The sequence below is a fragment of the Bacillus sp. SN1 genome (genome assembly GCF_002796895.1).
GTDB classification, from domain to species: Bacteria; Bacillota; Bacilli; order Bacillales; family Bacillaceae; genus Bacillus; species Bacillus inaquosorum.
Genome location: NZ_PHIE01000001.1, coordinates 1651201 through 1677305, shown reverse-complemented (window position 1 = coordinate 1677305; position 26105 = coordinate 1651201). Strand labels below are relative to the sequence as shown.

The following is a 26105-nucleotide window of genomic DNA, read 5'->3' as shown; positions in this document are numbered from 1 at the left end:
CACAAAGAAAGGAGGCTGTGCAAAACATGAACGTTTATCAGCTCAAAGAAGAATTAATTGAATACGCGAAAAGCATTGGTGTGGACAAGATTGGTTTTACGACCGCTGATACTTTTGACAGTTTAAAAGACCGTTTGATTCTACATGAATCACTCGGCTATCTTTCCGGCTTTGAAGAGCCCGATATTGAGAAAAGGGTGACGCCGACGCTGCTTTTGCCGAAAGCGAAATCAATCGTCGCGATTGCACTCGCATATCCTTCCAGAATGAAGGATGCGCCGAGAAGCACGAGAACGGAGCGCAGGGGCATTTTTTGCAGAGCCTCCTGGGGCAAAGACTATCACGATGTGCTGAGGGAAAAGCTCGATTTGCTGGAGGAATTTCTGAGAAGCAAGCATGAGGATATCAGAACAAAGTCAATGGTTGATACAGGTGAATTGTCTGATCGGGCGGTTGCAGAACGGGCCGGCATCGGATTCAGTGCGAAAAACTGTATGATTACAACGCCTGAGTACGGCTCTTATGTGTATTTGGCAGAAATGATTACGAATATACCTTTTGAGCCTGATGTGCCGATTGAAGATATGTGCGGCTCTTGCACGAAATGTCTGGACGCCTGCCCGACGGGAGCGCTTGTAAATCCGGGACAGCTTAATGCGCAGCGCTGCATCTCTTTTCTGACCCAGACGAAAGGATTTTTGCCTGATGAATTCCGGACAAAGATCGGAAACCGCCTGTACGGATGCGATACGTGCCAAACGGTGTGTCCTCTTAATAAAGGGAAGGATTTTCATCTTCATCCGGAAATGGAGCCTGACCCTGAGATAGCCAAACCGTTATTGAAGCCGCTCTTGACCATCAGCAACCGTGAATTTAAGGAGAAATTCGGGCATGTCTCAGGTTCTTGGCGCGGGAAGAAACCGATTCAGCGAAACGCCATTCTCGCCCTTGCCCACTTTAAGGATGCTTCCGCACTGCCTGAATTGGCAGAACTGATGCATAAGGACCCGCGTCCTGTCATCAGGGGAACAGCTGCATGGGCAATCGGGAAAATCGGAGACCCCGCATACGCGGAAGAGCTTGAAAAAGCGCTGGAAAAAGAGAAGGATGAAGAGGCAAAGCTGGAAATTGAAAAAGGCATTGATTTGCTAAAAGCTTCAGGCATGACTAAACAAGGCCTGTCCTGACATACGTATAGAGAAGAAGGAAAAAACACTTGAGATGCATCCAAGTGTTTTTTCTCTATAAAAAAGTATGGCGGGTGGGGTGAGCTTGAAGCACATTTTAGAACAATTAGCGGAGGAGCGGCTGAGCTATCTGGTTAACGGGCATGCTATGAGACAGGAGTCTGAAGTCGGAGACCTTGAAGTCATGGAGCGAAAGAAGAAGCTTCTGGAAAAACGTAAAGTTGACATTATAAAAGCGAAAGCAAAGGCCGTCATTGATCATGTACGGGTTGAGGATGACGGAACGACCTGCCTTACGTATACCATTCATTACGAATACGTGTATAAGGAGCAGGACGACAGCTTGTATATGGAAGAGCAAATAGAGGAGCGGATCGCTTTTCTTTATGATCACATTTTGATTAGTGATCAGGAAATTGCGAAAACACCGGCTGGATTTCATGAAGGCACCAGTATTATTGACTATTCTCAAGAGGACAGGGAAGCGTTTGGCAGAGCCTTTCAATACGATCGCCTCGGCGCTGTGCAATATGCCGAGAAATTTTGGAACAAGCGCAATCCGGCTTATAAAAATTTCAGCGATAACTGCACGAATTTTATTTCTCAGTGTCTCCATGCTGGAGGCGCACCGATGCGCGGCCATCCGAACAGAGGATCAGGCTGGTGGATGAAGCAAAGTTCCTGGAGCTACAGCTGGACGGTGGCTCACTCTATGAAAATGTATTTGGCGAATTCAAAGGCTGGCCTTCGTGCAGTGCGGGTTAAATCTGCGGAAGAGCTGATGCCTGGCGATGTGATTTGCTATGACTTTGAAGGTGACGGCCGGTTTAATCACACAACGATTGTCGTGGCAAAGGACAAAGGAAATATGCCGCTTGTCAATGCCCAGTCCTATGACAGCCGGATGAGATATTGGTCATACGAGGATTCTACGGCATACACGCCGTCAATACGATATGCCTTTTTTCATATTTTTGATGATACGACAAAAGAGTAATTAATGATATAATGATGGGCGGATAAGAAAAACAGAGGTGAACATTGTGGCATTACATGTCGTTTTATATCAACCAGAAATTCCTGCTAATACAGGGAATATTGCACGTACTTGTGCAGCAACCAATACAACGCTCCACCTGATTCGTCCACTCGGCTTTTCAACGGATGATAAAATGCTGAAGCGTGCCGGACTCGATTATTGGGAGTTTGTGAACGTTGTGTATCATGATTCGTTAGAAGAATTGTTTGAGGAATATCAAAAAGGCCAGTTTTTCTTTATCACGAAATTCGGCCAGCAGCCTCATACATCGTTTGATTACACTGATCTTGACGAGGATTATTTCTTCGTGTTCGGAAGAGAAACAAGCGGTTTGCCAAAGGATTTAATTCAAAATAACATGGACCGCTGCCTGCGTCTTCCGATGACTGAGCACGTTAGATCGTTAAACCTGTCCAACACTGCGGCGATTCTCGTTTATGAAGCGCTTCGCCAGCAAAATTACCGTGATTTAAAATAGTGAAAAAACCCGCTCATCAATGATGGGCGGGTTTTTTATGTTATTAGGGATGCTTTGTTTTGTATTTGGGCTTAACAACGTAACAGTGTTATGTTACAATGAATCCATCGAAGGAGCTGGACCTATGGAAGAACAATTAATCTCTAAAAAAGAATTACTTGAAAAAACATCGATTTCTTACGGTCAACTGTATCGGTGGAAGCGGAAAAACTTAATTCCTGAGGAATGGTTTATTCGCAAGTCCACATTTACAGGGCAAGAGACGTTTTTTCCGAGAGAGGATATTTTAAAACGCATTTCAATGATTCAAAAGATGAAGGAAAATTTGTCACTGGATGAAATGAGGGAAATGCTGTCGCCGAAAATGAAGGATGTCAGCATGACCGCTGATGATTTGATTCATAAAGGTTTGATTTCAAGGACTGCTCTTGATGTCTTTTCAGAAGGCTGCGAGAAATCGGTTTTTTCTTCCCGCGATCTTCTTTCGCTGTATGTGCTTGAAGGGCTGCTGCAGTCCGGAAATGTCAGCTTGGCAGAAGCAAGAATGGCTGCAGGGGTGTTAAAGCAGCATGATACTGAAGAGATCAAGAAACAGACGGAGCTGATTGTGCTGCGGAAGCTCGGTGTCACAACCTGTTTTATAGCAGCTGCAGCGGACAGCATTCTGTTTGAATCGTCCGTTAAGGTCGTGGAACGGGTAGATTTAGCTAAGGCGTCAGAGGAATTAAAAACAACATATATGCAGGAGGGCCATCAATGGATGTAATGGAAAAGCTGGTGATAAACGGATCAGGAAGTTCAAAGGGAGGAACATTTCAATCAGTTGAAATTAACGGCAGCGGAACAGTCGCCGGGGACGTGGAGTGTGATACTTTTTCTTTTAATGGAACCGGAAAAGCTGACGGCAGCGTCAAAGCGAAAGCGGTAACCATCAGCGGTTCAGGTAAGATACATGGAGACGTTGAAGCAGAATCTATTCGGATTAACGGAACAGGTTTAATTGAGGGAGAGGTATCTGCAAAACAATTGAAGATTGCTGGATCATCAACATTTGGCGGTACAGTCAAGGCTGATGACATTGTCATTAGCGGAAAAGCAGTCATGGAAGCGGATTGTGAAACGGAAACCTTTCAATCGGAAGGGAAATGCAAAGTCAGCGGGCTTTTAAACGCTGACCAGGTAATCATTAAGCTTTCTGCCGGTGAAAGTTATGTACGTGAGATCGGCTGCCGCCACCTTCAAGTGACAGGGAGAAAAGGGATGCTGACAATGCTCAGACTGATGCCGCAGCCTGTTTTAACGGCTGAACTGATCGAAGGTGACGTGATTGAACTGACAAATACAAAGGCGAAAACCGTGCGCGGAAATAAAGTGAAAATCGGACCGAATTGCCAGATTGAAACCGTGGAATACAGCGGGGACTATACTTGTGATCCGAGCGCATCGGTAGAAACATGCACAAAGATGTGAGGAGGGTCGTAATGGAGACAACAAAATTGGGAAATTTAAAATTATATGGCGCCGGTCACGCTGCAGGAGGCGCATATCACCATGTCAGCATCAAAGGAGAAGGTGTGGTCGGTGAAGGGCTGTCTGCCGCGGGCTGCCGCATATTCGGAACAGGATGTTTTCTCGGGAAAGCAGAGACTGATCGGCTGCGTGTGTATGGAGAAAGTGAGTTTAAAGGCGATCTGACAGCCGGCAGAATCAATGTATACGGCACAATGAAAGTGAGCGGTTCACTTCAATTTGATCGGTTCAATTTGAAAGGCCTGACTGAAATTGGCGGGAATATGACTGGAGAATCGTGCGATATGAAAGGGAAGCTTAGCGTCAAAGGCGATTGTGAAACAGAAATGTTCCATGTCACAGGCTGCGTTGATGTGTTTGGATTATTGAATGCGGGTGACATTAAGCTTGGATTGAGCCATGATGTAAGCTATGTGCGGGAAATGGGCGGAACAACAATAACAGTGAAAAGACGCGCGAGCTTTTTTAAACGGAAGAATACAAAACTGATTGCCGATGTTATAGAAGGAGATCAGGTTTATTTGGAGAATACCGAGGCGGCAGTTGTCAGGGGAAAAGAAGTGATCATCGGGCCGGGCTGCAGCATCGGAACAATTGAGTACAAAAACAAATACGAATGCGATCATCATTCAAAGGTTAAAGAAAAAATAAAACTGTAAAACACTGTTCTGTTATACAAAAAGGGTGCTCTTATGAGGAGCACCCTTTTTTATTCTTTTCCTGGCTTGCTTTCGTACCCTGCAGTAAAAATTGATACTAAAAAAGTGACAATGACACCCATCATGATGATTGTTTTCACCGTCTCTCCCCCTCTTCAATTTTTCCGTGCTGCCCGAGTCTGGATGATTCTGTATTTTTCTTTATTATGAACGGTCGCGGTCTGCCTTGTCAACGCCGTATAAGTATCTTTATTTTTAAGAAACCAAAGCATGTATCACGAGATGGCGGCATAGATTGTATCAAAGTACCTTATTTGCATAGCGCATCAAACATGATGGAGGAGGTCCTTATGGATATATTAAAGAAAATTGAACAGTACAGAGAGGAAGAGCAGCGGCTGAAATGGGAAGGAACATTCGCCGATTATTTGGAGATTATTAAAGAAAATCCAATGGTCGCGCAATCTGCTCATTCTCGTGTTTTTAATATGATAAAAGACAGCGGGATAGAGGAGATTGACGGACGGAAGAAGTACAGCTTTTTTGACCGCGAGCTGTTTGGGCTTGAGGAATCTTTGGAGCGTCTTGTTGAAGAGTATTTTCATCCGGCCGCGAAACGGCTTGATGTCAGAAAGCGGATTTTATTGCTGATGGGACCTGTGAGCGGCGGTAAATCCACGCTGGTCACGATGCTTAAAAAAGGTCTCGAAGCGTATACGCTGACGGATAATGGTGCCGTATATGCGATTAAAGGCTGCCCGATGCACGAGGACCCTCTACATTTAATCCCCCATCATTTGCGAGATGACTTTTACAGAGAGTACGGCATAAGAATAGAAGGAAGTCTTTCTCCTTTAAATGTCATGAGGCTGGAGGAAGAGTACGGAGGAAGAATTGAGGATGTGAAGGTTGAGCGCATTTTCTTTTCAGAAGATAAGCGTACGGGAATCGGAACATTCAGCCCATCTGATCCGAAGTCTCAGGATATTGCCGATTTGACGGGAAGCATTGATTTCTCAACCATTGCGGAGTACGGTTCAGAATCAGATCCGCGCGCTTACCGGTTTGACGGAGAACTGAATAAAGCGAACCGAGGGATGATGGAATTTCAGGAGATGCTGAAATGTGATGAGAAATTTCTCTGGCATTTGCTTTCATTGACACAGGAAGGGAATTTTAAAGCGGGGCGATTTGCGTTAATTTCTGCTGATGAGCTGATCGTGGCTCACACGAATGAAACGGAGTATCGCTCATTTATTTCTAATAAGAAGAATGAAGCCCTGCACTCGAGAATCATTGTAATGCCTGTTCCTTATAATTTAAAAGTGTCTGAAGAAGAGAGAATTTATGAAAAGATGATCGCAGAAAGCGATGTAGCGGATGTTCATATTGCCCCGCATACGTTGAAGGTCGCTGCGATGTTCTCGATTCTTACCCGGTTAAAAGAACCAAAGCGGTCGGATATTGATCTGGTCAAGAAAATGAGACTGTATGATGGGGAAAGTGTGGAAGGATATAACTCTGTCGACGTTGAGGATATGAAAAAAGAATATAATGATGAAGGCATGAGCGGAATTGATCCGCGGTACGTGATCAACAGGATTTCTTCAACGATTATCAGAAAAAATATGGAATCGATTAATTCTCTTGATGTTCTTCGTTCCTTAAAAGAAGGTCTTGATCAGCATCCTTCGATTTCAAGCGAGGACAGGGAGCGGTATTTGAATTTTATTTCTGCCGCCCGCAAGGAATATGACGATATTGCGAAAAAGGAAGTTCAAAAAGCGTTTGTGTATTCATATGAAGAATCAGCAAAAACACTTATGGATAATTACCTCGACAACGTAGAGGCCTATTGCAACAAAAACAAGCTTCGGGATCCTTTGACAGGAGAAGAAATGAATCCGGACGAAAAGCTGATGAGATCAATTGAAGAGCAGATCGGTATTTCGGAAAACGCTAAAAAAGCGTTCCGCGAAGAAATCTTAATCCGCATCTCGGCGTATGCGAGAAAAGGTAAGCGGTTTGATTACAATTCTCATGAAAGACTGCGTGAAGCCATTCAGAAAAAGTTGTTTGCTGATCTGAAGGATGTCGTTAAAATTACGACTTCAACAAAAACGCCGGATGAGCAGCAGCTGAAAAAGGTAAATGAAGTCGTGGCCCGTTTAATTGATGAGCACGGCTACAACTCGACGAGCGCCAATGAGCTGCTGAAATATGTCGGCAGCCTGCTGAACCGATAAGCAACGTGACCCGTCCGAATAGGGCGGGTTATTTTGTCCCATTTTCTAAATAGTTTGTCAATTAACCGTATGTTTGTGCATATGATGAATATAAATCTTTTCAAAAGACTTGTTTCATAATCTGGCACAAGCCGGAATACGTATGTATCACGACCACAAATGGTTAAGGAGGGGAATTCATGTCCCAAAATGACAGCGGCCATTTTTTGATTTCTGAGGAAAACTGGTCCCTCCATCGCAAAGGCTTCGATGACCAGCAGCGCCACCAGAAAAAAGTGCAGGAAGCGATCAAAAACAATCTTCCGGACCTCGTGACTGAGGAAAGCATTATTATGTCTAATGGAAAAGATGTAGTGAAGATCCCAATCCGTTCACTGGATGAGTATAAAATCCGTTATAACTATGATAAAAATAAACACGTAGGGCAAGGAGACGGCGACAGCCAGGTTGGAGATGTTGTGGCCCGGGATGGATCAGACAAAAACCAGGGACCCGGAAAAGGGCAGGGCGCCGGAGACCAGGCAGGCGAAGATTATTATGAAGCAGAAGTTTCATTAATGGATTTAGAAGAAGCGCTTTTTAAGGAATTAGAGCTTCCGAACCTCCAGCAAAAAGAGCGAGACAATATCATTCATACAGATATAGAGTTTAATGATATCCGTAAAACAGGGTTAACCGGTAATATTGATAAGAAAAGAACGATGATGTCAGCTTTTAAACGAAATGCGATGACAGGGAAGCCGTCGTTCTATCCGATTTACCCGGAGGACTTGAAGTATAAGACATGGAATGACATAACAAAGCCCGAGTCAAAAGCCGTCGTCTTAGCAATGATGGATACAAGCGGCAGTATGGGTGTTTGGGAAAAATACATGGCCAGAAGCTTCTTTTTCTGGATGACCCGTTTTTTGCGGACGAAATATGAGACTGTAGAAATTGAATTTATTGCCCACCATACGGAAGCAAGAGTCGTGTCGGAAGAGGACTTCTTCTCAAAGGGAGAAAGCGGCGGAACCATCTGTTCATCCGTATACCGGAAGTCGCTTGAGCTGATTGATGAAAAGTACAATCCCGCCCGCTATAATATTTACCCGTTTCATTTTTCTGACGGTGACAACCTGACATCGGATAACGCGCGGTGTGTGAAGCTGGTCAATGATATTATGAAGAAGGCCAATCTTTTCTGCTACGGCGAGGTCAATCAATACAACAGGCATTCAACGCTAATGTCTGCATACAAAAATGTCAAAGACGAGAAATTTAAGTACTATATTTTAAAACAGAAGTCTGATGTTTTTCAGGCGCTGAAGAACTTTTTCAGAAATGAAGAGTCTGGCGTAAGCCATCAATTTTCGTAAAAAAAAGCCCGTTTCAGGGCTTTTTTTTATTTAATAAAAGTAAGAAAACGGTTGCGAAAAAAATACGGGAGAAAAAGAAATTTTTCCTTTGACAAATCTTCTTTCATTTATTAATATTTTATCTTGTGAACTATTATTGAGGAATGAGGTGAAAAGGAGTTGACTGAATCAGAACGTGCTTTGCTCACTTTTGAACAGCTCTTCGATACGTCTCGGTCGATCTATAAAAAACAGAAGAAGATATTGGAGATTGTGCTTGAGCCTTTTGATATTACAGTCCTTCAATATTTGCTGATGTTTAAAATTCATCAAAGCGGAAGCACCCCGCTAAGCAAGCTGGCGATGTCGCTTGACCTTAAGCCCGCTTCTGTGACGCGGATGACAGATATTCTGTATAAGCGCCAATTGATGAATCGATATGACAGTCCGGATGACCGCCGTATCGTCATGATTCAGTTAACCGAAGAGGGGGAAGAAATGATAGAAAAAGCCGCTGTGCAATATGCAAAAATGGGTGCGAGCCTGTATCAGAAGCTCGACACATCCCAGCTGCAGTATTTGCGCAAGCTTGCCGGAAGCTTAACGAAGCTTGCCGAAGGCTGTTCAGAAAAAAGCGGTAATTAAAAACTTCTCACATATTTTCACCAGCTTTCCACAAAATGATAGAGGATGAAACGAAAGGAGAAAACAAAATGAACAGAGGACGTTTAATTCTGACCAACATTATCGGTTTGATTGTTGTTCTTGCAATTATAGGCGGAGGTGCTTACTACTATTATCAAAGCACAAACTACGTAAAAACAGATGAAGCAAAAGTAGCCGGCGATATGGCAGCTATCTCAGCTCCAGCAGCAGGTAAAGTATCCGACTGGGATCTTGAAGAAGGAAAAACAGTGAAAAAAGGCGACACAGTTGCAAAAATCAAAGGTGAACAAACTGTTGATGTGAAATCCATCATGGATGGAACAATTGTGAAAAACGAAGTGAAAAACGGACAAACCGTACAGGCTGGTACAACAATTGCGCAAACAATTGACATGGACAACCTGTACATCACAGCAAATATTAAAGAAACAGATATTGCGGATGTTGAAGTTGGAAATAGTGTAGACGTAGTAGTTGACGGAGATCCTGATACAACATTTGACGGTACTGTAGAAGAAATTGGCTATGCGACTAACTCAACTTTTGATATGCTTCCATCTACAAATTCAAGCGGAAACTACACAAAAGTAACACAAAAAGTTCCTGTGAAAATTTCAATCAAAAACCCATCTGATAAGGTGCTTCCTGGTATGAATGCATCTGTTAAGATTTCTGAGTAAAACAGATCAGTCATCAAACCATGAAAGGAGGTTGTCTTAGATGGCTACAGGCAAAGAAAAAAATACAAAAAGCCCTATGACATTGCTGATTGTGCTAATGGCGGGTTTATTTTTGGCAATATTAAACCAAACATTGCTTAACGTCGCAATGCCGCACTTAATGACTGAATTTGGCGTAAGTGCAACGACGATTCAGTGGCTGACAACAGGTTACATGCTTGTTAACGGCGTATTGATTCCGTTATCTGCCTTCCTGATTACACGGTTCGGCCAACGGAGTCTCTTTCTCGTCGCGATGTTCTGTTTTACGCTCGGTACGTTAGTCTGCGGTATCGCACCTAACTTCTCTGTAATGCTGATCGGCCGTTTGATCCAGGCCGTGGGCGGAGGTATCTTGCAGCCGCTCGTTATGACAACCATTCTGTTAATCTTCCCGCCTGAAAGCAGGGGGAAAGGAATGGGGATTTTCGGACTTGCGATGATGTTTGCTCCAGCGGTCGGCCCGACTCTTTCTGGGTGGATTATTGAGCATTACACATGGCGCATCATGTTTTACGGACTTGTGCCGATCGGCGCAATTGTTATCATCGTGGCTTTCTTCATCTTTAAGAATCTGGTGGAGCCGCAAAAAATCAAACTCGACACACTTGGAGCGATCCTCTCGATTGTCGGATTCGCATCCTTGTTATACGGAGTCAGTGAAGCGGGTTCTGACGGCTGGACCGATCCGATTGTCCTGTCTACAGTTATAATCGGCGTCATTGCAATTGTTGCTTTTGTTATTCAGCAATTGCGCCATGATGATCCGATGCTTGATTTCAGAGTGTTTAAATACGACATTTTCTCACTTTCAAGTGTCATTAATATTATTATTACAGTAGCATTGTACACTGGTATGTTCCTGTTACCGATTTATCTCCAAAATCTGGTCGGCTTTACGGCGCTTCAATCCGGTCTGCTTCTGCTTCCGGGTGCGATCGTGATGCTGATTATGTCACCGATCTCAGGTATTTTGTTTGATAAATTCGGTCCGAGACCGCTTGCGATTATCGGGCTTCTTGTTACAGTGGTGACGACATATCAATACACGCAATTAACGATTGATACACCATATACACACATCATGCTGATCTACTCAATCCGTGCATTCGGTATGTCACTCTTAATGATGCCGGTTATGACAGCGGGTATGAACCAGCTTCCTGCCCGTCTGAACAGCCACGGTACGGCGATGAGCAACACGCTTCGCCAAATCAGCGGATCAATTGGTACAAGCTTAATTACGACGATTTATACAAACCGTACGACGTTCCATTATTCACAAATTGCAGATAAAACAAGCACGGCGGACCCGAACTTCCTCCATGCATTCCAAAATGCAGTTTCTAATTTAATGGTGAATCTGAACATGTCTTATGACACAGCGAAAACGTATGTTTACTCTCATCTTTACAAACATGCGTCACTTGATTCAAACGTTATGGGGATTAATGATGCCTTTATGTGGGCAACAATATTCTGTGTGTTCGGTTTGATTCTAAGTCTTTTCTTGCGTGACGTGAGAAAAGATAAAGTTCGTGCGGAGAAAAAGAAAAAAGAGGAGCTTTCATTGCTTCCGGCTCCTAAAGAAGTGAAGGAATCTTAATCTGTACAAGGAGGTTTCCTGAATGAAAATTTATGTAGTGTATGACAGTGAAGGTGAACATACAAAGGTTCTTGCAGAAGCGATTGCTGAAGGCGCGAGAGAAAACGAGGCGGCTGAGGTATTGATCGACCATGTCGATCAAGCAGATATCCGCAAGCTGAAAGATATGGATGCGATTATTTGGGGATGCCCGGGGCATTTCGGAACAATCAGCTCCGGTCTTAAAGCTTGGATCGACAGACTTGGCTACTTATGGGCCGAAGGTGAGCTGATCAACAAAGTCGGCGCTGTTTTCTGCACAACGGCAACAACTCACGGCGGTTTGGAAATGACAATGCACAACTTGATCACGCCGATGTTCCATCAAGGCATGATTGTTGTCGGCCTGCCTGGTAATGTGCCTGAAAACGCACTGTACGGCTCTTATTACGGAGCAGGCGTCACTTGTCCGGTTGACAGTGATGAGTTAATGTCTGAGGAAGGTATTCAGTTGGGACGCGCTCTGGGAAGACGCGTCACCCAAGTTACAGGAAACCTAACAGCAGGACAGTAAGGAGAGGTTGAAATGGCCATTATTATAGCAATTATTGCTGCTGTCATTGTCATTGCGGCTCTTATTACATTCAATGTCCGCAACGCCTCTCCTGGACCCGAGAAGCAAGAAGCAACCGAAAGAATCACCCCTCCAGAAGAGGAAAAAAACGAAGCGCAATACCCAGCTGAAGCAAGGGCTGCTGAGCATACGCCAGCTGTTGTGAAAAATGATTCTCCAAAAGAGAAACGAGACACAATAGGTGATGATATTTACAGGCAGGCGCTGCAAAAGTTTAAGCATTCTGATGAAAATCAGGCAGAGGAAGAGGTCACTGAGAAACGTGACAAAATGCAGGACAGCAGCTATCGTGATGCGCTGCTCTCCATGAAAAATAAGAAGAAGTAATGAAAAAGGCAAATCCGTTTACTCATGGCGGATTTGCTTTTTTTTTTTGCTGTTTTTATGTATGTATTATGATTTTTTATCAAATAAATCCATGGAATATGTTGTATTCACTTTTGATCTAGTGTACTATGTTACTCATACACCAAAGAGGCTTCCGGGAGGTAAAAACATGGATTCTTTTTTAGGTCTGTTAAAGAAAGATATAAAAATTTCAAGAATATGGCTGCTAGTCTGGATATGCGGAATCATTTTCTTATTTGTGACAGGCCATATCATAGCTTCTCGCACGCAAGAACCTCTTGTCATTTTTGGTTTCTTTGTTGCAGTTGCTTTTTTTCTGCTTTTCTTATCCCCTGTTTTTGTGTTTTATCATCTTCACAAAGAAGGGAAATCACAGCTTTGGCTGTACAATCCAAACGGCGGTTTCTGGCTGCTTTCTTCTAAATTGGCAGCATCTTTGCTCTATCAATTTCTGATTCAATTGGCATTAACCGCTTATGGTATTTGGATTTATCATATGCTCTCTGTGAAAAATCTGCTGGAGCATCAAGTTGATATAACAAGTACAACGGTATTGCTGAATATGTACGGTCTTATTTCCTCGTTATATATGTCAGTGACTGTAGTTGTGTTTTGGACTGTTTTCCACTCACTTAAGAACTGGCGCGGAATGCGATGGGCTGCGATGGGGCTGTTGGTCACAGTGTGGTTTTTCTTCGATGAATACATCATAAGCCCTTTAGTTGAATCTCAAAAGCATTTCTGGCCTGTAACAGTCTATTGCAATTTTGATTTCCACTTCCGCAACGTTTGGAGATTGGAATTAAAACCGATACACCTGTCCGTGCTTGGGTTTCCTATTGCTATTGTCATCACGATCTTGCTGCTCATCGCGGCTTCAAAACTGCTTGATCGTAAAGTAGAGGTGTGAATATGGACAATCATTTCCAATCCTCGAAACCGATATATCTGCAGATCGCTGACCAGATCTTTTATCGGCTGGTCAGAAAGGAACTGCTCCCAGGAGACAAGCTTCCTTCTGTAAGAGAAATGGCGATTCAAACCAAGGTAAATCCCAATACAATTCAAAGGACATACAGTGAGATGGAAAGGCTGGGTATTGTGGAGACAAGAAGAGGTCAAGGAACGTTTATTGCAGAAAAAGCAGAAATCGTAGATGAGCTGAAAGACAGGCTGACACGAGAAGTGCTGGAAGGCTTTGTGAAGCAAATGACAGAGCTGGGGCTAACGAAAGAAGAAATGGTGGAAGGGATAAAAAAATTCACTGAGGGAGGCTAAAATGGAAATCACTTTAGAACATGTATCAAAAAAATACGGTCGCCAAACCGCTGTCAATGATGTGTCGATCACCTTATCATCCGGACGGATTTATGGTCTGATCGGACCGAACGGCAGCGGCAAATCAACGACCTTAAAAATGATGGCCGGCCTTCTGTTTCCGACTTCAGGATTGGTTAAAGCGGATGAAAAGCCGGTTACGAGAGATATGGTCCGTCAAACGGCTTATCTCACTGAGCTTGATATGTTTTATCCGCATTTTACTGTTAAAGATATGGTGAACTTTTACCAGTCGCAATTTCCTGATTTTCAAACAGAACAAGCTTATAAGCTGTTGAATGAAATGCAGCTTGATCCGAAAAAAAAGATCAAAAAGCTATCAAAAGGAAATCGGGGAAGGCTGAAAATCGTTCTTGCTTTAGCAAGACGGGCATCTGTCATCTTGCTTGATGAACCTTTTTCCGGGCTTGATCCGATGGTCAGGGACTCCATCGTAAACAGCCTGGTGTCATACATTGATTTTGAGCAGCAGATTGTTGTGATCGCTACGCATGAGATTGATGAAATTGAAACCTTGCTTGACGAAGTAATCATACTCGCAAATGGAGAAAAAGTTGCTCAACGTGATGTGGAAGATATTCGTGAGCAGGAAGGCATGTCTGTTTTGCAATGGTTTAAATCAAAAATGGAAGTTTGCTAGAAAGAGGAGGAACATGATGACGACAGTATTGGAATTAAAAAATGTGACGAAAAACATCAGAGGCCGAACAATCATTGATCATTTGAGCTTTACGATTCGTGAAGGCGAAGTATTCGGTTTTTTGGGTCCGAACGGAGCAGGAAAAACAACAACCATCCGGATGATGGTGGGGTTAATGAAGCTGTCACAAGGTGATGTCTTCATTTGCGGCCAATCAATTAAGAAGGATTATGCCAAGGCGATTAAGCATATTGGAGCGATCGTAGAGAACCCAGAGCTTTATAAATTCTTAAGCGGATATAAAAATCTGCAGCAATACGCAAGGATGGTCAAGGGCGTCACGAAGGAAAAAATTGATGAAGTCGTTGAGCTGGTCGGTTTAACAGACAGAATCCATGACAAGGTGAAAACGTATTCTCTTGGGATGAGACAGCGTCTTGGCTTGGCACAATGTCTTTTGCATGATCCAAAAGTGCTGATTTTGGATGAACCGACAAACGGCCTTGATCCGGCGGGGATCAGGGAAATCAGGGATCATTTAAAGAAGCTGACGCGAGAAAGAGGAATGGCCGTCATCGTTTCAAGCCACCTGCTGTCGGAAATGGAACTGATGTGTGACCGAATTGCGATTCTGCAAAAAGGAAAGCTTATCGATATTCAAAATGTAAAAGATGAAATCACTGATGAAAAAGATACATATTTCTTCCATGTTGAACAGCCGAATGAAGCCGCTTCTGTTCTAAAGGAGTATGATTTGGTGAGCAAGACAAACGGTGTGGAAGTCAAACTGTCTAAAGACGAAGTCCCGGCGGCCATTGAATTGCTGGTGATGCAGCAAATCCGCATTTATGAAGTCAAAGTAGTGACAAAATCATTAGAGGACCGTTTCTTAGAAATGACAGGTGAAGCAAAAGAGGAGGTTCAACATGTTTAATTTGATTTATAATGAATGGATCAAAATCTTCAGCCGTGCCGGAACATGGGTGATGATCGGGATTCTGGGATTAACAATGGTTGGATACGCATTTCTGGCGAATCATTTTTCTGCTGGTGAATCAAACCCCCATTGGAAACAAGAGCTTCAAGCGGAAAATGCTACATTGAAGAAGGAAATGAAAGAAAATCCTTCACTGAAAGATGGCTATGAAGAAACAATCACACTCAACAACTATCGTATTGAACATAACATCCCTGATGACACTGGCTATACTGTATGGTCTTATGTAACGGATTCAGCAGGTTTTACAATCCTTACCGGACTGTTTACCATTATTATCGCAGCTGGAATTGTCGCGAACGAATTTAATTGGGGAACCATTAAGCTGTTAATGATCCGGCCGCTCAGCCGTTTTCAGATTTTGCTCTCCAAGTATATTACAGTTCTCCTGTTTGGGTTCTTATTGCTGTTTATTTTATTTATGGGTTCTACTTTATTAGGCCTGATCTTCTTCGGGACAGGCGGCGATACTGCTGCGAATGTTCATTTAATCTACAAGGACGGCCATGTCTTTGAGCAAAACATGATGGGATATTTGGCAAAAACGTATCTCTCAGAATCTGTTGCGGCTTTAATGATCGCAACGATGGCATTTATGCTGTCCGCTGTATTCAGAAACAGCTCTCTTGCAGTAGGATTTTCCATCTTTTTGTTGGTTGCCGGTACTACAGCCACTGCATTTATTGCAGCGAAATTTGACTGGGCGAAGTATATTTTATTTGCCAATGTTAATTTGCTTCAATATGTAGAGGGGACACCGTTAGTGGAAGGGATGACCATGACTTTCTCTGTTGTCATGCTGGCAGTTTACTTTGTTGTCTTCCTTCTGCTCGCTTTCGGAATCTTCATGAAACGGGATATTGCGAACTAATGAAAAAAGCTGTTTTGCTTAAGCAAAACAGCTTTTTTATCGAAATAAAAACTGCAGGTTTGCACCTGCAGTTATGCATATCAATTTATGCTTACGCTTCTTTAGTTACGTTAGCAGCTTGTGGTCCGCGGTTACCTTCAACGATTTCGAAAGAAACAGCTTGGCCTTCTTCTAAAGTTTTGAAGCCTTCGCCTTGAATAGCAGAGAAATGAACGAATACATCGTCTTGACCTTCTACTTCGATGAATCCGAAACCTTTTTCAGAGTTGAACCATTTTACTTTACCTTCTAACATGAAATTTCCTCCTAAAGCGATCATAACGCTTAAATTCACTATTCTTGCTCTTAACAAACTTCCAAGACGAAAACTCTTACAAAACTTTCTTCTTAAAGATAGTTCGAACAAAAATAATTACCTTTACTCTACCAGTAATCTTCAGAAAAAACAACTGCTAAATGAAACTTTTTTCGGAAAATACCATATTTATTTTTCGATTTGATATTTATTCACGGAAATTCATCTGCTTTCTCGATACGTGATCATACGTTTGCCTTAGATATTCCTGCTTTTCTGGAGAGAATGCAATAGGAATTGACAACCTTATTGTATATGAGTAAGGTAAAAGTTAACCAATATTACAAATGACAACGTTTATCAACTAAAGAGAGCGTATGTTTTTTATGTCTGATATTGCTTGCATGCTCTAATACATAGATAGGAGTATGGTCACAATGAAAAAGTGGCTTATAGGCAGTTTTGTTTTTGTTCTGCTCGTTTCATTCACTGCATGCTCACCGTCAGGAGAACATGAAACGATCAAAATCGGAATTGCTGAGTCTGACAGGGCAATATGGAACTATATTGCTGAAAAGGCGGAAGAGGCAGGGCTGGATATTCAACTGATTCATTTTTCGGATTATGCGGAGTCTGATATCGCGCTTGCGAACAAAGAAATTGATGCTAACGCTTTTCAAACCATTTCATATTTTCAGTCATTCACCCAAAAATACAAACATAAGCTGGCACCGCTTGGTACGACATACATAACGCCTATGGGCATTTATTCAAAACGATATGGCCGAATCCAAGATATACCGCGCGGAGCTGTTGTTTCGGTTCCGGATAAAGCGTTCGATTTTGGCAGGGCGCTTACGGTGCTTCAGGAGGCGGGCTTGCTAACGCTGAAAAACGGATTTAACGGAACAGGTTCAGTCGATTTGATTAAAGATAATCCGAGACACCTGAAATTGAAAACGGTCCGGCAACAGGATGCAGTGAGCGGCGCCGATGTATTTGTCATGAAACCATCTGACGCAAAAAAAGCGGGGCTGAACCCGAAAAAACACACCATAAAGAGCGGCGGACTAGTGTCAGAGGAAGAGATGAATTTGATTGTTGTCAGAGCGGAGGATCAAGATCGGGAAGCACTGCAAACCATTCTTGAACTTTATCAAGCTGATGATACAGCGGCATTTATAGAAAAGGAATACCAAGGGGATCTTGTTCCGGCTTTTCTGCCTTTAAAACGTCTTTCAGATTGGAAGAATGAATTCGAACATTGAATTCATTCTTTTTTTTCTGAAAAACATACTTTGTTCCGTCCCGTTTCTTTCGCTTTGTAGAGCATTTGATCGGCAAGAATCGGCAAGGATTCTGGATGTTCCGAATTATTGGGATAATGAGCGGCCCCCAGTGATATCGTCACTGACAGCTCTTCTCCGTTTGTTAATCTAACTGGTTCGTCATTGACAGCGCGCCTGATTCGTTCCGCGATTTGGACTGCTTTATTAAGCGTACAGTTCGGCAGGAGCACGGCAAATTCTTCACCACCAATCCGTGCGGCAGGATCAGTATTTCGGATACTATGCTTCAGACGTGAAGCCAGCTCTTTCAGCACTTGATCGCCTTCATGATGGCCGTATTGGTCATTGATGGTTTTAAAATGGTCGATATCCATATAAATCAGAGCGAATTGAAAATGCGGGGTATTGGCCGCCTGTTGATACAGAGTTTGTGTGATTTCTTCAAACTTTCTTCGGTTATAAATGCCTGTTAAAAAGTCAAAGTGGGCCTGAAACTTATATTGTTTAAAAAGAAGATGTGCATTTGTTTCATGATCAATAATATATAAACTGAGCATGCCGCCCGCTATTGAGATGATCCAAAAATAAAAGTGAAGTTCATATGAATGTAAATCTATAAGAAAATAAAAGGAAAATGAGATCATGCTATTTGTAATCATTAAAAGGTAGAAAGCATGTTTTAATTGTACTTTTTTTCTTCTAGAAACAATGAGTGACGGGATGGCAGCAATACAAATGATAATAACCGAGTATAGTGCAGATGTGTTCATCGTGATCAGCATGCGGCCTGCACCGATCATAACCAAGGCCGTTGCCGTTGAAACCCAGCCTCCGTAAAGAGCAGCGATCATAATAGGGATATTTCGAAAATCAATGATTGAATGCTGATAGGTAAATCCAAAAACCATCAGAATAACCCCGAGGAAACCGCAGGCCAGTCCTTTAACAGCTTGGAAGGATACGCTGTCTTTTTTATGTACCAGCCTATCTTTAAACAGGTGGGTGAAGAGATAATTAAATGTGATTAAAATGGTCAAGTTTACAAACAGCTCTTTCAGCAAATATTATCACCCTAATATAAGGTACTAAAGATGGAAGGGAAAGAAAAGGACAAATAAGGGATTATATAAGATTTTTTTACTTGGATTTTATTGTTTTAATAATTCGCACTTGACCCATCGGAATTAGTGTAATATAGTATATGAGAAAATTCGAAGGGAGAGTTTACCTGCTTTGGAGACTTTACTAGTCGTATTACATGTATTTATTTTATTTTTACTTATCTTAGGGCTTTTTGTGATGCAGAAAAAACATGTTTCCTTCTCTAAACGTGTATTTACTGCGCTGGGGCTGGGGATTGTATTCGGATTTGCGCTTCAGCTGATTTACGGCCCGACTTCAAATATAGTCATTCAAACAGCTGACTGGTTTAATATCGCCGGGGGCGGATATGTCAAATTGCTTCAAATGGTTGTCATGCCGCTCGTCTTTATTTCAATTCTCGGCGCATTTACAAAGCTGAAGCTGACAAAAAATCTCGGAAAAATCAGCGGTTTGATTATCGGGATTTTAGTTGCGACAACAGCTGTAGCAGCAGCTGTCGGTATTGCGTCCGCTCTTTCTTTTGACCTGCAGGCGATTCAGGTTGACCAAGGGGATACAGAGCTTTCACGTGGACAGGAGCTTCAGCAAAAATCAGAAGATATGACAGCGAAAACGCTGCCGCAGCAGATTGTTGAACTGCTGCCGGGAAACCCGTTTTTAGATTTTACAGGAGCTAGACCGACTTCAACGATCGCTGTCGTTATTTTTGCAGCTTTCCTTGGAATGGCGTTCCTCGGCGTGAAACGTAAACAGCCGGAACAGGCAGAAACCTTTAAAAAGCTGGTTGATGCCGTTTATGCCATTGTCATGCGCGTTGTCACCCTCATTTTGAGACTGACGCCTTACGGGGTGCTGGCCATTATGACAAAAACGATTGCGACGAGTGATATTGACAGCATTCTAAAACTAGGTATGTTTGTAATTGCTTCGTATGCCGCGTTAATTACAATGTTTATTATTCATTTGCTGCTGCTGACGCTCAGTGGCTTGAATCCGATTGTTTATTTGAAAAAAGCCGTGCCTGTACTTGTATTTGCATTTACATCACGGTCAAGCGCGGGTGCTTTGCCGCTGAATATTAAAACACAGAGAAGCATGGGTGTTCCGGAAGGAATCGCAAACTTTGCCGGTTCGTTCGGTCTTTCGATCGGCCAAAATGGATGTGCCGGCATTTATCCTGCGATGCTGGCGATGATGATTGCCCCAACTATCGGCCAAAATCCGTTTGACCCGGTGTTTATCATCACAGTTATCGCAGTCGTTGCCATCAGCTCCTTCGGTGTTGCCGGAGTTGGCGGCGGAGCGACATTCGCGGCGCTTCTAGTTTTATCATCATTAAATATGCCTGTGGCACTCGCCGGTTTACTTATCTCAATCGAACCGTTAATTGACATGGGGCGTACTGCTCTGAATGTCAGCGGAAGTATGACATCTGGTCTCATTACGAGTAAGGTAACGAAGGAAATTGATCCAGGGGTATTCAATGATCAATCCAGAGTGGTTGAAGCAGAAGAAGCGTAACAACGTATATTCCGCCTAGGATTGATAGTTCATTTCAATAAAAGAACTCATGAACCCTGTAATATAAAGGTTTCATGGGTTCTTTTTTTTATGATTTGCTTTTACTCCACTTACTAAAAATTATTGGAAACAAAGGTTGATGGACGTCTTAAGTGCTGTTTTCACAAAGTTTGTTGTTTTAAGAGCGGTTATTGATTTATTTATCAAATAACATATAATGGAAGTTGAGAGTTCTTAATACAAGTTTTCGTTTGGAAGGAGATTGATATGATAATTAAAATGAATCAATTTAATATGAAAGATTTCAATAAACCAAACGAACCTTTCGTTGTTTCAGGTAGAATTATACCTACATTTGAAAACAATGTTTGGAAATATAAAGAAGAACTATTTTCTGAGCCTTATTTCAAGAAATATGAAGATGATGAAATTGATGTTAGTTATATTGAAGAAGAGGGGAAAGTTGTTTTTTTTTATTATGTTGAAAACAATTGCATTGGTCGGATTAAGATTCGTTCTAATTGGAATGGATATGCACTAATAGAGGACATTGCTGTTTCAAAAAAGTATAGAAAAAATGGTGTTGGAACAGCATTATTAAATAAAGCCATTGAGTGGGCAAAGGAGAATAACTTTAGTGGTCTTATGCTTGAAACACAAGATATTAATGTTTCAGCTTGTCATTTTTATGAAAAAAACCACTTTGTAATAGGTGCAGTTGATACTATGCTTTATTCCAACTTTCCAACAGCAAATGAAATTGCGATTTTTTGGTACTGTAAATTTTAAGTTATAATAGCATCTCAACAATCTCAGAGATGGTAATTTAATGTTTCCGTCTTGTTGAAATAATGGGTGTGTTAGTAAGTGAAGGACCATCAACGGTGGTCTTTTTATAATGTCCTCAAGAATTCTATTGTGATTTTTTTGCACGCTGAAATAAGCAACTGTTCCACCTGTTTCTTTGTTGCCTCATGCTGTTCTTGTGCTGTTCTGGGAAGAGTAATTCCAGCTTCCTCAAAAGACCACTGAACAATCAAAATCCAGTTTTCGGATTTGAACCATCTCATGCATACGGGTGCCCTTCATACTTCAATGCTTCTTTCATGACCATTACATAACAAGTTAAGAGGAATGGAAAATAGTAGAAAAGAATGAATTGTTTATCTATACTAAAGAAGGAACAGGAATTAGATGTTTATTTTTGAAAACATTTACTCTACTTTATTCTAGACATGGTCTGAACAGGCAAAAACACACTGTATAACATCGTTGCAACCGTAAGTTGACAAAGTGCATTTGCTGGAAGATAGAACAAAGATCGTTGTTTTCATACAATATAGTCATCAAAGCAAAGGAGTTCTTAACTATGACATTTGGTGAAAAACTTTTTAAGTTGCGAAAAGAAAAAGGACTGTCTCAAGAAGCTTTAGCTGAAAAAGTAAACACGACAAGGCAGGCGATTAGCAAATGGGAAAATGGGCAAGGGTTTCCTGAAACCGAAAAGCTTTTAATGATTGGAAATATTTTCGAAGTATCAATTGATTATTTGTTAAAAGATTCTGTTGAGCCGCGTCGTGACAATAAAGAAGGATATTATGTTAGCAGAGAAATGGCAGACGGCTTTTTATTGCATGAACGCAAAGTTACCAAATATGTTTCTTTCGGACTGAGCCTGCTTATTTTATCCACTGTCCCTTATTTGGTTTTTAAACAAGAACCAGCCATCTATACACTCCTTATCATGATCATAGCTGTACTCGGCATTGGGGCTATTGTGACAGGATTGATCTCGGTAGAAGATAAATACAAGGTGCTCAAGAGAGAGGCTCTGATTTTTGACCAAAATCATCATAAAGAGCTGACAGCGAGATATAAAGATATGAAAAAAAGGTATGCTGCTATCATAGTCGCTGGTGTTTGTTCCATTGTAGCAGGCGGAATTCCTTTTTTTCTTGAAAGAAAACATATAGTCTCAGGTTTCAATGCCTACTATCCGGTTTGTGTTGTTTTGATCGCTATTGGTGTCTACATTTTAATTCGCATCCTGCCAATAATTGAGGCTTATCAAATAATGGCGAAAAATGAAGAGTATATCAATAGGTTCGGCTTTAAGCTAAGTAAAAAAGTAAGAAAAAGAGTGGATGATTTCTCATAATAGATACTAACCAATTTGATTCAAGGAAATCATGATTAAAGAGCCTAAAAAGGTTCTTTTTTCTTCACCTGATATCTTTTAGACGAACTAAATCACTAGAAGTGGAAACATAAAAACACATATTGAAATGGGCTTCGGCTTGTTTGTTATTATATTGCTGACAGGATTTCTAACGCTCGAGTGAATATTATATGTTGAGCGTTGAAGCAAGAAATAAAATTAAATTATTAATGAAACTCACTCGGGTTATATTCGCAGTAACAGTGTTAACTAGTGTTCTGTCCTTTTCAACTTTTGATGTGGGAACTAACAATGAATTGATAAAGATTGCTTCGGATAGAGTGGCAGCATTAAAAAAATCCTTCAAGCGTTCTTCATAGAACGAAAGAAGGATTTTTTTAATGCTACCAATTCAAAACAGGCGGAAAAATGCAAAAAACTCCTGAAAAGACAATAAAATCAACTACTTGAACCATTATGCAATCCGCCATGGATTACACGTTTTTTAACGGCCGGGTTCTAAGTCCTCAAGTATTCCCATCATGGTGTTGTCGTCCATCACATTCATTGCGCTTTGTTCAAAATGAATGGGTTCGGCATAATGCGGCTGTCTTTTTTGCGTTGTTGTCTCAGCTTGCCTAGTTTGAGTCTGCTGGTGCTGTGTTTGCTGCTGTCCGGCATTCTGATGCTGACGGCCATTTTGCTGCTGGCTTTGATTTTGTGAACGTTCCTGGTTATTGCCGCCGCCAAAAACTTGTTTGACCATATTACCTACATTAGAAGCATCAAACATCTTATTTTCAGAATTCTGTCTGTTCATTTGACCTGTAATAAATCCGCCGACTCTTTGGCGAATCTGAGGTGATAAAGCAGCTATAAGCATAGTTGACCCTATAATCAATGTTGCGGGGCTGATTCCTTTTCGCTGGTTGAACAACATGATCCCTCCTTCTTAGTGTATTCATATTTTCCCCCTCATTAGACAAATTAACCGTTTTATTTCCCGGGAAAGCATTTCCTTCAGATTTACATGCATATTTAAAGCCATTTAGAAAAACCTATAAGTAAAGTGATAAAGGAGGAATTCACATGCTTGGAAAAAAACAAGTCCTTGCGTCTATGCTTCTTATCCCTTTGCTTATGACTGGCTGCGGAATGGCCAACCAGGGTGAGGGCAGACGTGATAATTTAGAACCAGAAAATGTTAACTATCGCAACCCGGTGAACGATAATGGCACAAGAAATATTAACGATGTCAATAATAATCGTGACAATGTCGATAATAATGTAACTGACAATGTCAACAATAACGATAACAACAATAATAACGGTAATAACAACCGTAAATTAGATGTTGCTGACGACGCTGCCGATAAAATCACTGATATGAAAGAAGTAAAACATGCAAATGTAATTGTTGCCGGAAATCAAGCATATGTTGCAGTTGTATTAACAAATGGAAATAAAGAAGTTGGAAAAGACCTCAAAAGGAAGATTTCAGATAAAGTGAGAGACACTGATAAAAACATGGATAATGTTTATGTTTCTGCAAATCCGGACTTTGTAGACCGAATGCAGGGCTATGGCGAGCGGATACAAAATGGCGATCCAATTGCAGGATTCTTTGATGAATTCAGTGAAACTGTACAGCGTATATTCCCGCAAGCTGAATAAATGAAAAAAGCCGCATAATTTGTGCGGCTTTTTCTTTGCGTTAATGACACACCGCGAACTCAGGCTGCATAGAGTAAAAATAAAAGGTACAAGACGGACCGGCTCAGGGAGGGAGACGTTTGCGGGATGGCATAGGAAAGCGTGCGGCATCCGCTCTATTCCTGTGCGGAGTCCTTGTGATGCTGGCTGTAAGTTCAGCCATCGTATCAAGCACGATGTATATACTGTCTTTGCCAGGGCAGGCATCTGGTATAACAAAAGAACAAGTGACGAAGCACATGAAGAAAGAGTCATTCGAACAGGCCGATATTTATTACACATCTAAGGAAAAGTCCTTACTGCCATTGACGAAAGAAACGCTTGAATATGCGGTCAGTATTAATCAGATTATGATTGGATATTCGAATCAAGTGCCTATTGATATTATTTTTTTTCATAATGAAAAACAGATGGAGGCTTACTCCGGTTTAATGGATGTAGTCGGTTTTTATTCTGAGCAGGAGCAGCTGATCGGATTGTTGCCTGAAGAGAAAAAGAAGCTTTTAGAAGGTGACGAGGTAGCGGTTTATTTGTACCAGAGATTGTTGATTCATGAATACACGCACCATGCGTTTCACCAGAAATTGAAGGAGCTTGAGGCTGACCCCGATAAGTTTCCGTTATGGTTTCATGAAGGGTTAAGCGAGTGGATCGCGAACTATGAATTGCTCATAGATCCGATCTCGTTTTCTGTTGTGCCCTTTGACCGTTTGCAGACAGATCAAGATTGGCAGGAAGCCCGAGCTGAATATGAAACTGATGTCTATTTGCAAAGCTTTTATATGATCAATGAGCTGACGGACAAATACGGGAAAGATATTATTTCAGAAATGATAAAGGAAACGGCAAAAAAAGGGGACTTTAAGAAAGGATTTAAATCGGCAACAAAGGAAAGTCTTGATCAATTTGAAAAAGAATTTAAGAAAACATTTGAAGAAAACAGTGCGGCATTGGATAGTAGCTATCCAATGCCTTTGTTATTAATGAAGTCCTTGCTGGCCCATTCCGCCTTGCGTTGGAGGCATTTGTCCTTGTGCAGGAGCAAATGAATTTCTCATTTGTTCCATATCCTGCGCATCAAGCTGAGGAACTTGATAATAGCCGTGTTTGTTTTGGTATAGGAAAATTTCAAAAGCCATTTCAACATACTCCTGAATTTGCGCTGACAGTACGCGTCTTACGGCTGGGTTTGTCATTTCCAGTGAAGCCATTGTCAGCATAGAAGCCTGTGCTTTAATCGCGCAAAGCATTTGTCGGCTGATGATGCTGTCATCAATATCATTCATGGATTGAACCGGTTTTTTAGGCTGTGACGGCTGCATGCCATAAACAGTCTGATTGTCTTCCTTCATCATATAAGTTGCTGTTTTTTGTGAAGGTTCGTTTCCTGTTTTAAAGCATTCTGCAGTTAAGTTATATTGAGACGTAATGAATTGATATTGACGATCAAGGATGTTTAATAATTCCTGATCCTTACAAAATTGTCTCAGCATCATAAACTGATCAAGTACAGTAAGGGTTCCGGAAAGCACCTCGTGCATATCAAACATTTCATGTCCGCCGTGGTTTTTATGCGGCTTGCCAGGGATACCTTTATTCATTTGGGATTGCTGCTGATTTAACTGATCCAAACCCAATTCCTCCTTTTTTTTCAGATCAGCTGTATTTTGTGTCAGTCTGCCGCGTTTTATGCAGAAGCCTGAAAGGAATTAAATGCTGGCTGTCGAAATGTAAAGCAGACAAAGTCGTTG

At 41.7% G+C, this 26105-nt stretch carries 28 protein-coding genes and 1 pseudogene; 24 read left to right on the top strand and 5 right to left on the bottom strand.

What is annotated here, in order from left to right:
• Positions 1-26: 26 nt before the first annotated feature.
• The 18 genes from queG to CVV77_RS08425 all read left to right on the top strand — a co-directional run bounded on the left by queG (position 27) and on the right by CVV77_RS08425 (position 16274).
• Complete coding sequence (queG, locus tag CVV77_RS08515) at positions 27-1187, top strand: tRNA epoxyqueuosine(34) reductase QueG (protein WP_100275106.1); 1161 nt, start codon at positions 27-29, stop codon at positions 1185-1187.
• Between the two features lie 67 nt (positions 1188-1254).
• Positions 1255-2184, top strand: coding sequence for an amidase domain-containing protein (locus tag CVV77_RS08510; RefSeq protein ID WP_100275105.1), 930 nt, complete (start codon positions 1255-1257; stop codon positions 2182-2184).
• 37 nt (positions 2185-2221) lie between these two features.
• Positions 2222-2704, top strand: coding sequence for a tRNA (uridine(34)/cytosine(34)/5-carboxymethylaminomethyluridine(34)-2'-O)-methyltransferase TrmL (gene trmL / locus CVV77_RS08505; RefSeq protein WP_072183318.1), 483 nt, complete (start codon positions 2222-2224; stop codon positions 2702-2704).
• 124 nt (positions 2705-2828) lie between these two features.
• On the top strand, positions 2829-3470 hold the full coding sequence (locus CVV77_RS08500; protein WP_181280825.1) for a YhbD family protein: 642 nt from the start codon (positions 2829-2831) through the stop codon (positions 3468-3470).
• Entirely contained in the window at positions 3461-4174 is a 714-nt protein-coding gene (locus CVV77_RS08495) for a bactofilin family protein (protein ID WP_100275104.1), read from the top strand. Before CVV77_RS08500 ends, CVV77_RS08495 begins: the two co-directional genes overlap by 10 nt.
• 11 nt (positions 4175-4185) lie before the next feature.
• Positions 4186-4893 (top strand): hypothetical protein, encoded by a 708-nt coding sequence (locus CVV77_RS08490; protein WP_100275103.1) that lies wholly within the window; start codon positions 4186-4188, stop codon positions 4891-4893.
• Between the two features lie 350 nt (positions 4894-5243).
• Positions 5244-7139 (top strand): serine/threonine protein kinase PrkA, encoded by a 1896-nt coding sequence (prkA, locus tag CVV77_RS08485; RefSeq protein WP_003239626.1) that lies wholly within the window; start codon positions 5244-5246, stop codon positions 7137-7139.
• Between the two features lie 179 nt (positions 7140-7318).
• On the top strand, positions 7319-8497 hold the full coding sequence (yhbH, locus tag CVV77_RS08480; RefSeq protein ID WP_019257867.1) for a sporulation protein YhbH: 1179 nt from the start codon (positions 7319-7321) through the stop codon (positions 8495-8497).
• 159 nt (positions 8498-8656) lie between these two features.
• Entirely contained in the window at positions 8657-9121 is a 465-nt protein-coding gene (locus CVV77_RS08475; protein ID WP_100275102.1) for a MarR family transcriptional regulator, read from the top strand.
• Positions 9122-9156: 35 nt separating this feature from the next.
• A complete protein-coding gene (locus CVV77_RS08470) occupies positions 9157-9822 on the top strand; it encodes a biotin/lipoyl-containing protein (protein ID WP_003239622.1) in 666 nt (221 codons plus the stop codon).
• Positions 9823-9862: 40 nt separating this feature from the next.
• Positions 9863-11467 carry an MFS transporter gene (locus CVV77_RS08465; RefSeq protein ID WP_019257869.1) on the top strand — a complete coding sequence of 535 codons (1605 nt, stop codon included), beginning with the start codon at positions 9863-9865 and terminating at the stop codon, positions 11465-11467.
• A gap of 22 nt (positions 11468-11489) precedes the next feature.
• Positions 11490-12020: an NAD(P)H-dependent oxidoreductase gene (locus tag CVV77_RS08460; RefSeq protein ID WP_003239619.1), complete on the top strand. Its 531-nt coding sequence runs from the start codon at positions 11490-11492 to the stop codon at positions 12018-12020.
• A 12-nt stretch (positions 12021-12032) separates the two neighbouring features.
• Complete coding sequence (locus tag CVV77_RS08455) at positions 12033-12407, top strand: hypothetical protein (RefSeq protein WP_100275101.1); 375 nt, start codon at positions 12033-12035, stop codon at positions 12405-12407.
• Positions 12408-12576: 169 nt separating this feature from the next.
• On the top strand, positions 12577-13338 hold the full coding sequence (locus CVV77_RS08445; RefSeq protein WP_100275166.1) for a hypothetical protein: 762 nt from the start codon (positions 12577-12579) through the stop codon (positions 13336-13338).
• A 2-nt stretch (positions 13339-13340) separates the two neighbouring features.
• Complete coding sequence (locus tag CVV77_RS08440) at positions 13341-13706, top strand: GntR family transcriptional regulator (RefSeq protein WP_084991822.1); 366 nt, start codon at positions 13341-13343, stop codon at positions 13704-13706.
• 1 nt (position 13707) lies between these two features.
• On the top strand, positions 13708-14406 hold the full coding sequence (locus CVV77_RS08435; protein ID WP_100275100.1) for an ABC transporter ATP-binding protein: 699 nt from the start codon (positions 13708-13710) through the stop codon (positions 14404-14406).
• Between the two features lie 16 nt (positions 14407-14422).
• A complete protein-coding gene (locus tag CVV77_RS08430) occupies positions 14423-15340 on the top strand; it encodes an ABC transporter ATP-binding protein (RefSeq protein ID WP_100275099.1) in 918 nt (305 codons plus the stop codon).
• Entirely contained in the window at positions 15333-16274 is a 942-nt protein-coding gene (locus tag CVV77_RS08425) for an ABC transporter permease (RefSeq protein ID WP_100275098.1), read from the top strand. Before CVV77_RS08430 ends, CVV77_RS08425 begins: the two co-directional genes overlap by 8 nt.
• 91 nt (positions 16275-16365) lie before the next feature.
• On the opposite strand, the gene cspB is transcribed toward CVV77_RS08425, so the two are convergent.
• Entirely contained in the window at positions 16366-16569 is a 204-nt protein-coding gene (cspB, locus tag CVV77_RS08420; RefSeq protein ID WP_003224086.1) for a cold shock-like protein CspB, read from the bottom strand.
• A 437-nt stretch (positions 16570-17006) separates the two neighbouring features.
• Between cspB and CVV77_RS08410 the strand changes: the two genes are divergently transcribed.
• Positions 17007-17837, top strand: coding sequence for a MetQ/NlpA family ABC transporter substrate-binding protein (locus tag CVV77_RS08410; RefSeq protein WP_100275097.1), 831 nt, complete (start codon positions 17007-17009; stop codon positions 17835-17837).
• A 2-nt stretch (positions 17838-17839) separates the two neighbouring features.
• Here CVV77_RS08410 and dgcK read toward each other — a convergent pair whose 3' ends face one another.
• A complete protein-coding gene (gene dgcK, locus CVV77_RS08405; RefSeq protein WP_100275096.1) occupies positions 17840-18919 on the bottom strand; it encodes a diguanylate cyclase DgcK in 1080 nt (359 codons plus the stop codon).
• 172 nt (positions 18920-19091) lie between these two features.
• On the opposite strand from dgcK, the gene tcyP reads away from it, so the two are divergent.
• Both tcyP and satA read left to right on the top strand, forming a co-directional pair.
• Complete coding sequence (gene tcyP, locus CVV77_RS08400) at positions 19092-20483, top strand: L-cystine transporter TcyP (protein WP_084991811.1); 1392 nt, start codon at positions 19092-19094, stop codon at positions 20481-20483.
• Between the two features lie 267 nt (positions 20484-20750).
• Positions 20751-21272: a streptothricin N-acetyltransferase SatA gene (satA, locus tag CVV77_RS08395; protein ID WP_100275095.1), complete on the top strand. Its 522-nt coding sequence runs from the start codon at positions 20751-20753 to the stop codon at positions 21270-21272.
• A 158-nt stretch (positions 21273-21430) separates the two neighbouring features.
• Here satA and CVV77_RS08390 read toward each other — a convergent pair.
• A pseudogene (locus CVV77_RS08390) lies at positions 21431-21603 on the bottom strand (endopeptidase); the annotation flags it as partial.
• A 249-nt stretch (positions 21604-21852) separates the two neighbouring features.
• Between CVV77_RS08390 and CVV77_RS08385 the strand changes: the two are divergent.
• On the top strand, positions 21853-22641 hold the full coding sequence (locus CVV77_RS08385) for a helix-turn-helix domain-containing protein (RefSeq protein WP_100275094.1): 789 nt from the start codon (positions 21853-21855) through the stop codon (positions 22639-22641).
• A gap of 505 nt (positions 22642-23146) precedes the next feature.
• On the opposite strand, the gene CVV77_RS08380 is transcribed toward CVV77_RS08385, so the two are convergent.
• Positions 23147-23581 carry a hypothetical protein gene (locus CVV77_RS08380; protein WP_100275093.1) on the bottom strand — a complete coding sequence of 145 codons (435 nt, stop codon included), beginning with the start codon at positions 23579-23581 and terminating at the stop codon, positions 23147-23149.
• A gap of 149 nt (positions 23582-23730) precedes the next feature.
• Between CVV77_RS08380 and CVV77_RS08375 the strand changes: the two genes are divergently transcribed.
• Positions 23731-24315: a YhcN/YlaJ family sporulation lipoprotein gene (locus tag CVV77_RS08375; protein WP_100275092.1), complete on the top strand. Its 585-nt coding sequence runs from the start codon at positions 23731-23733 to the stop codon at positions 24313-24315.
• Positions 24316-24434: 119 nt separating this feature from the next.
• Positions 24435-25403, top strand: coding sequence for a gluzincin family metallopeptidase (locus CVV77_RS08370; RefSeq protein WP_100275091.1), 969 nt, complete (start codon positions 24435-24437; stop codon positions 25401-25403).
• On the opposite strand, the gene CVV77_RS08365 is transcribed toward CVV77_RS08370, so the two are convergent.
• Entirely contained in the window at positions 25335-25985 is a 651-nt protein-coding gene (locus tag CVV77_RS08365) for a spore coat protein (protein WP_019257883.1), read from the bottom strand. The genes CVV77_RS08370 and CVV77_RS08365 overlap by 69 nt on opposite strands.
• Positions 25986-26105: the final 120 nt, after the last annotated feature.

Excerpts from the sequence above, each read along its gene's own strand:
- CVV77_RS08500 (WP_181280825.1), top strand. The coding sequence starts at position 2,829 with ATGGAAGAACAATTAATCTCTAAAAAAGAATTACTTGAAAAAACATCG.
- CVV77_RS08375 (WP_100275092.1), top strand. The coding sequence starts at position 23,731 with ATGCTTGGAAAAAAACAAGTCCTTGCGTCTATGCTTCTTATCCCTTTG.
- CVV77_RS08445 (WP_100275166.1), top strand. The coding sequence starts at position 12,577 with ATGGATTCTTTTTTAGGTCTGTTAAAGAAAGATATAAAAATTTCAAGA.
- CVV77_RS08465 (WP_019257869.1), top strand. The coding sequence starts at position 9,863 with ATGGCTACAGGCAAAGAAAAAAATACAAAAAGCCCTATGACATTGCTG.
- CVV77_RS08380 (WP_100275093.1), bottom strand. The coding sequence starts at position 23,581 with ATGTTGTTCAACCAGCGAAAAGGAATCAGCCCCGCAACATTGATTATA.
- cspB (WP_003224086.1), bottom strand. The coding sequence starts at position 16,569 with ATGTTAGAAGGTAAAGTAAAATGGTTCAACTCTGAAAAAGGTTTCGGA.
- yhbH (WP_019257867.1), top strand. The coding sequence starts at position 7,319 with ATGTCCCAAAATGACAGCGGCCATTTTTTGATTTCTGAGGAAAACTGG.
- CVV77_RS08435 (WP_100275100.1), top strand. The coding sequence starts at position 13,708 with ATGGAAATCACTTTAGAACATGTATCAAAAAAATACGGTCGCCAAACC.
- satA (WP_100275095.1), top strand. The coding sequence starts at position 20,751 with ATGATAATTAAAATGAATCAATTTAATATGAAAGATTTCAATAAACCA.
- CVV77_RS08410 (WP_100275097.1), top strand. The coding sequence starts at position 17,007 with ATGAAAAAGTGGCTTATAGGCAGTTTTGTTTTTGTTCTGCTCGTTTCA.
- CVV77_RS08470 (WP_003239622.1), top strand. The coding sequence starts at position 9,157 with ATGATAGAGGATGAAACGAAAGGAGAAAACAAAATGAACAGAGGACGT.
- CVV77_RS08460 (WP_003239619.1), top strand. The coding sequence starts at position 11,490 with ATGAAAATTTATGTAGTGTATGACAGTGAAGGTGAACATACAAAGGTT.
- CVV77_RS08385 (WP_100275094.1), top strand. The coding sequence starts at position 21,853 with ATGACATTTGGTGAAAAACTTTTTAAGTTGCGAAAAGAAAAAGGACTG.
- prkA (WP_003239626.1), top strand. The coding sequence starts at position 5,244 with ATGGATATATTAAAGAAAATTGAACAGTACAGAGAGGAAGAGCAGCGG.
- CVV77_RS08490 (WP_100275103.1), top strand. The coding sequence starts at position 4,186 with ATGGAGACAACAAAATTGGGAAATTTAAAATTATATGGCGCCGGTCAC.
- CVV77_RS08495 (WP_100275104.1), top strand. The coding sequence starts at position 3,461 with ATGGATGTAATGGAAAAGCTGGTGATAAACGGATCAGGAAGTTCAAAG.
- CVV77_RS08455 (WP_100275101.1), top strand. The coding sequence starts at position 12,033 with ATGGCCATTATTATAGCAATTATTGCTGCTGTCATTGTCATTGCGGCT.
- queG (WP_100275106.1), top strand. The coding sequence starts at position 27 with ATGAACGTTTATCAGCTCAAAGAAGAATTAATTGAATACGCGAAAAGC.
- CVV77_RS08510 (WP_100275105.1), top strand. The coding sequence starts at position 1,255 with ATGGCGGGTGGGGTGAGCTTGAAGCACATTTTAGAACAATTAGCGGAG.
- CVV77_RS08430 (WP_100275099.1), top strand. The coding sequence starts at position 14,423 with ATGACGACAGTATTGGAATTAAAAAATGTGACGAAAAACATCAGAGGC.
- CVV77_RS08425 (WP_100275098.1), top strand. The coding sequence starts at position 15,333 with ATGTTTAATTTGATTTATAATGAATGGATCAAAATCTTCAGCCGTGCC.
- CVV77_RS08440 (WP_084991822.1), top strand. The coding sequence starts at position 13,341 with ATGGACAATCATTTCCAATCCTCGAAACCGATATATCTGCAGATCGCT.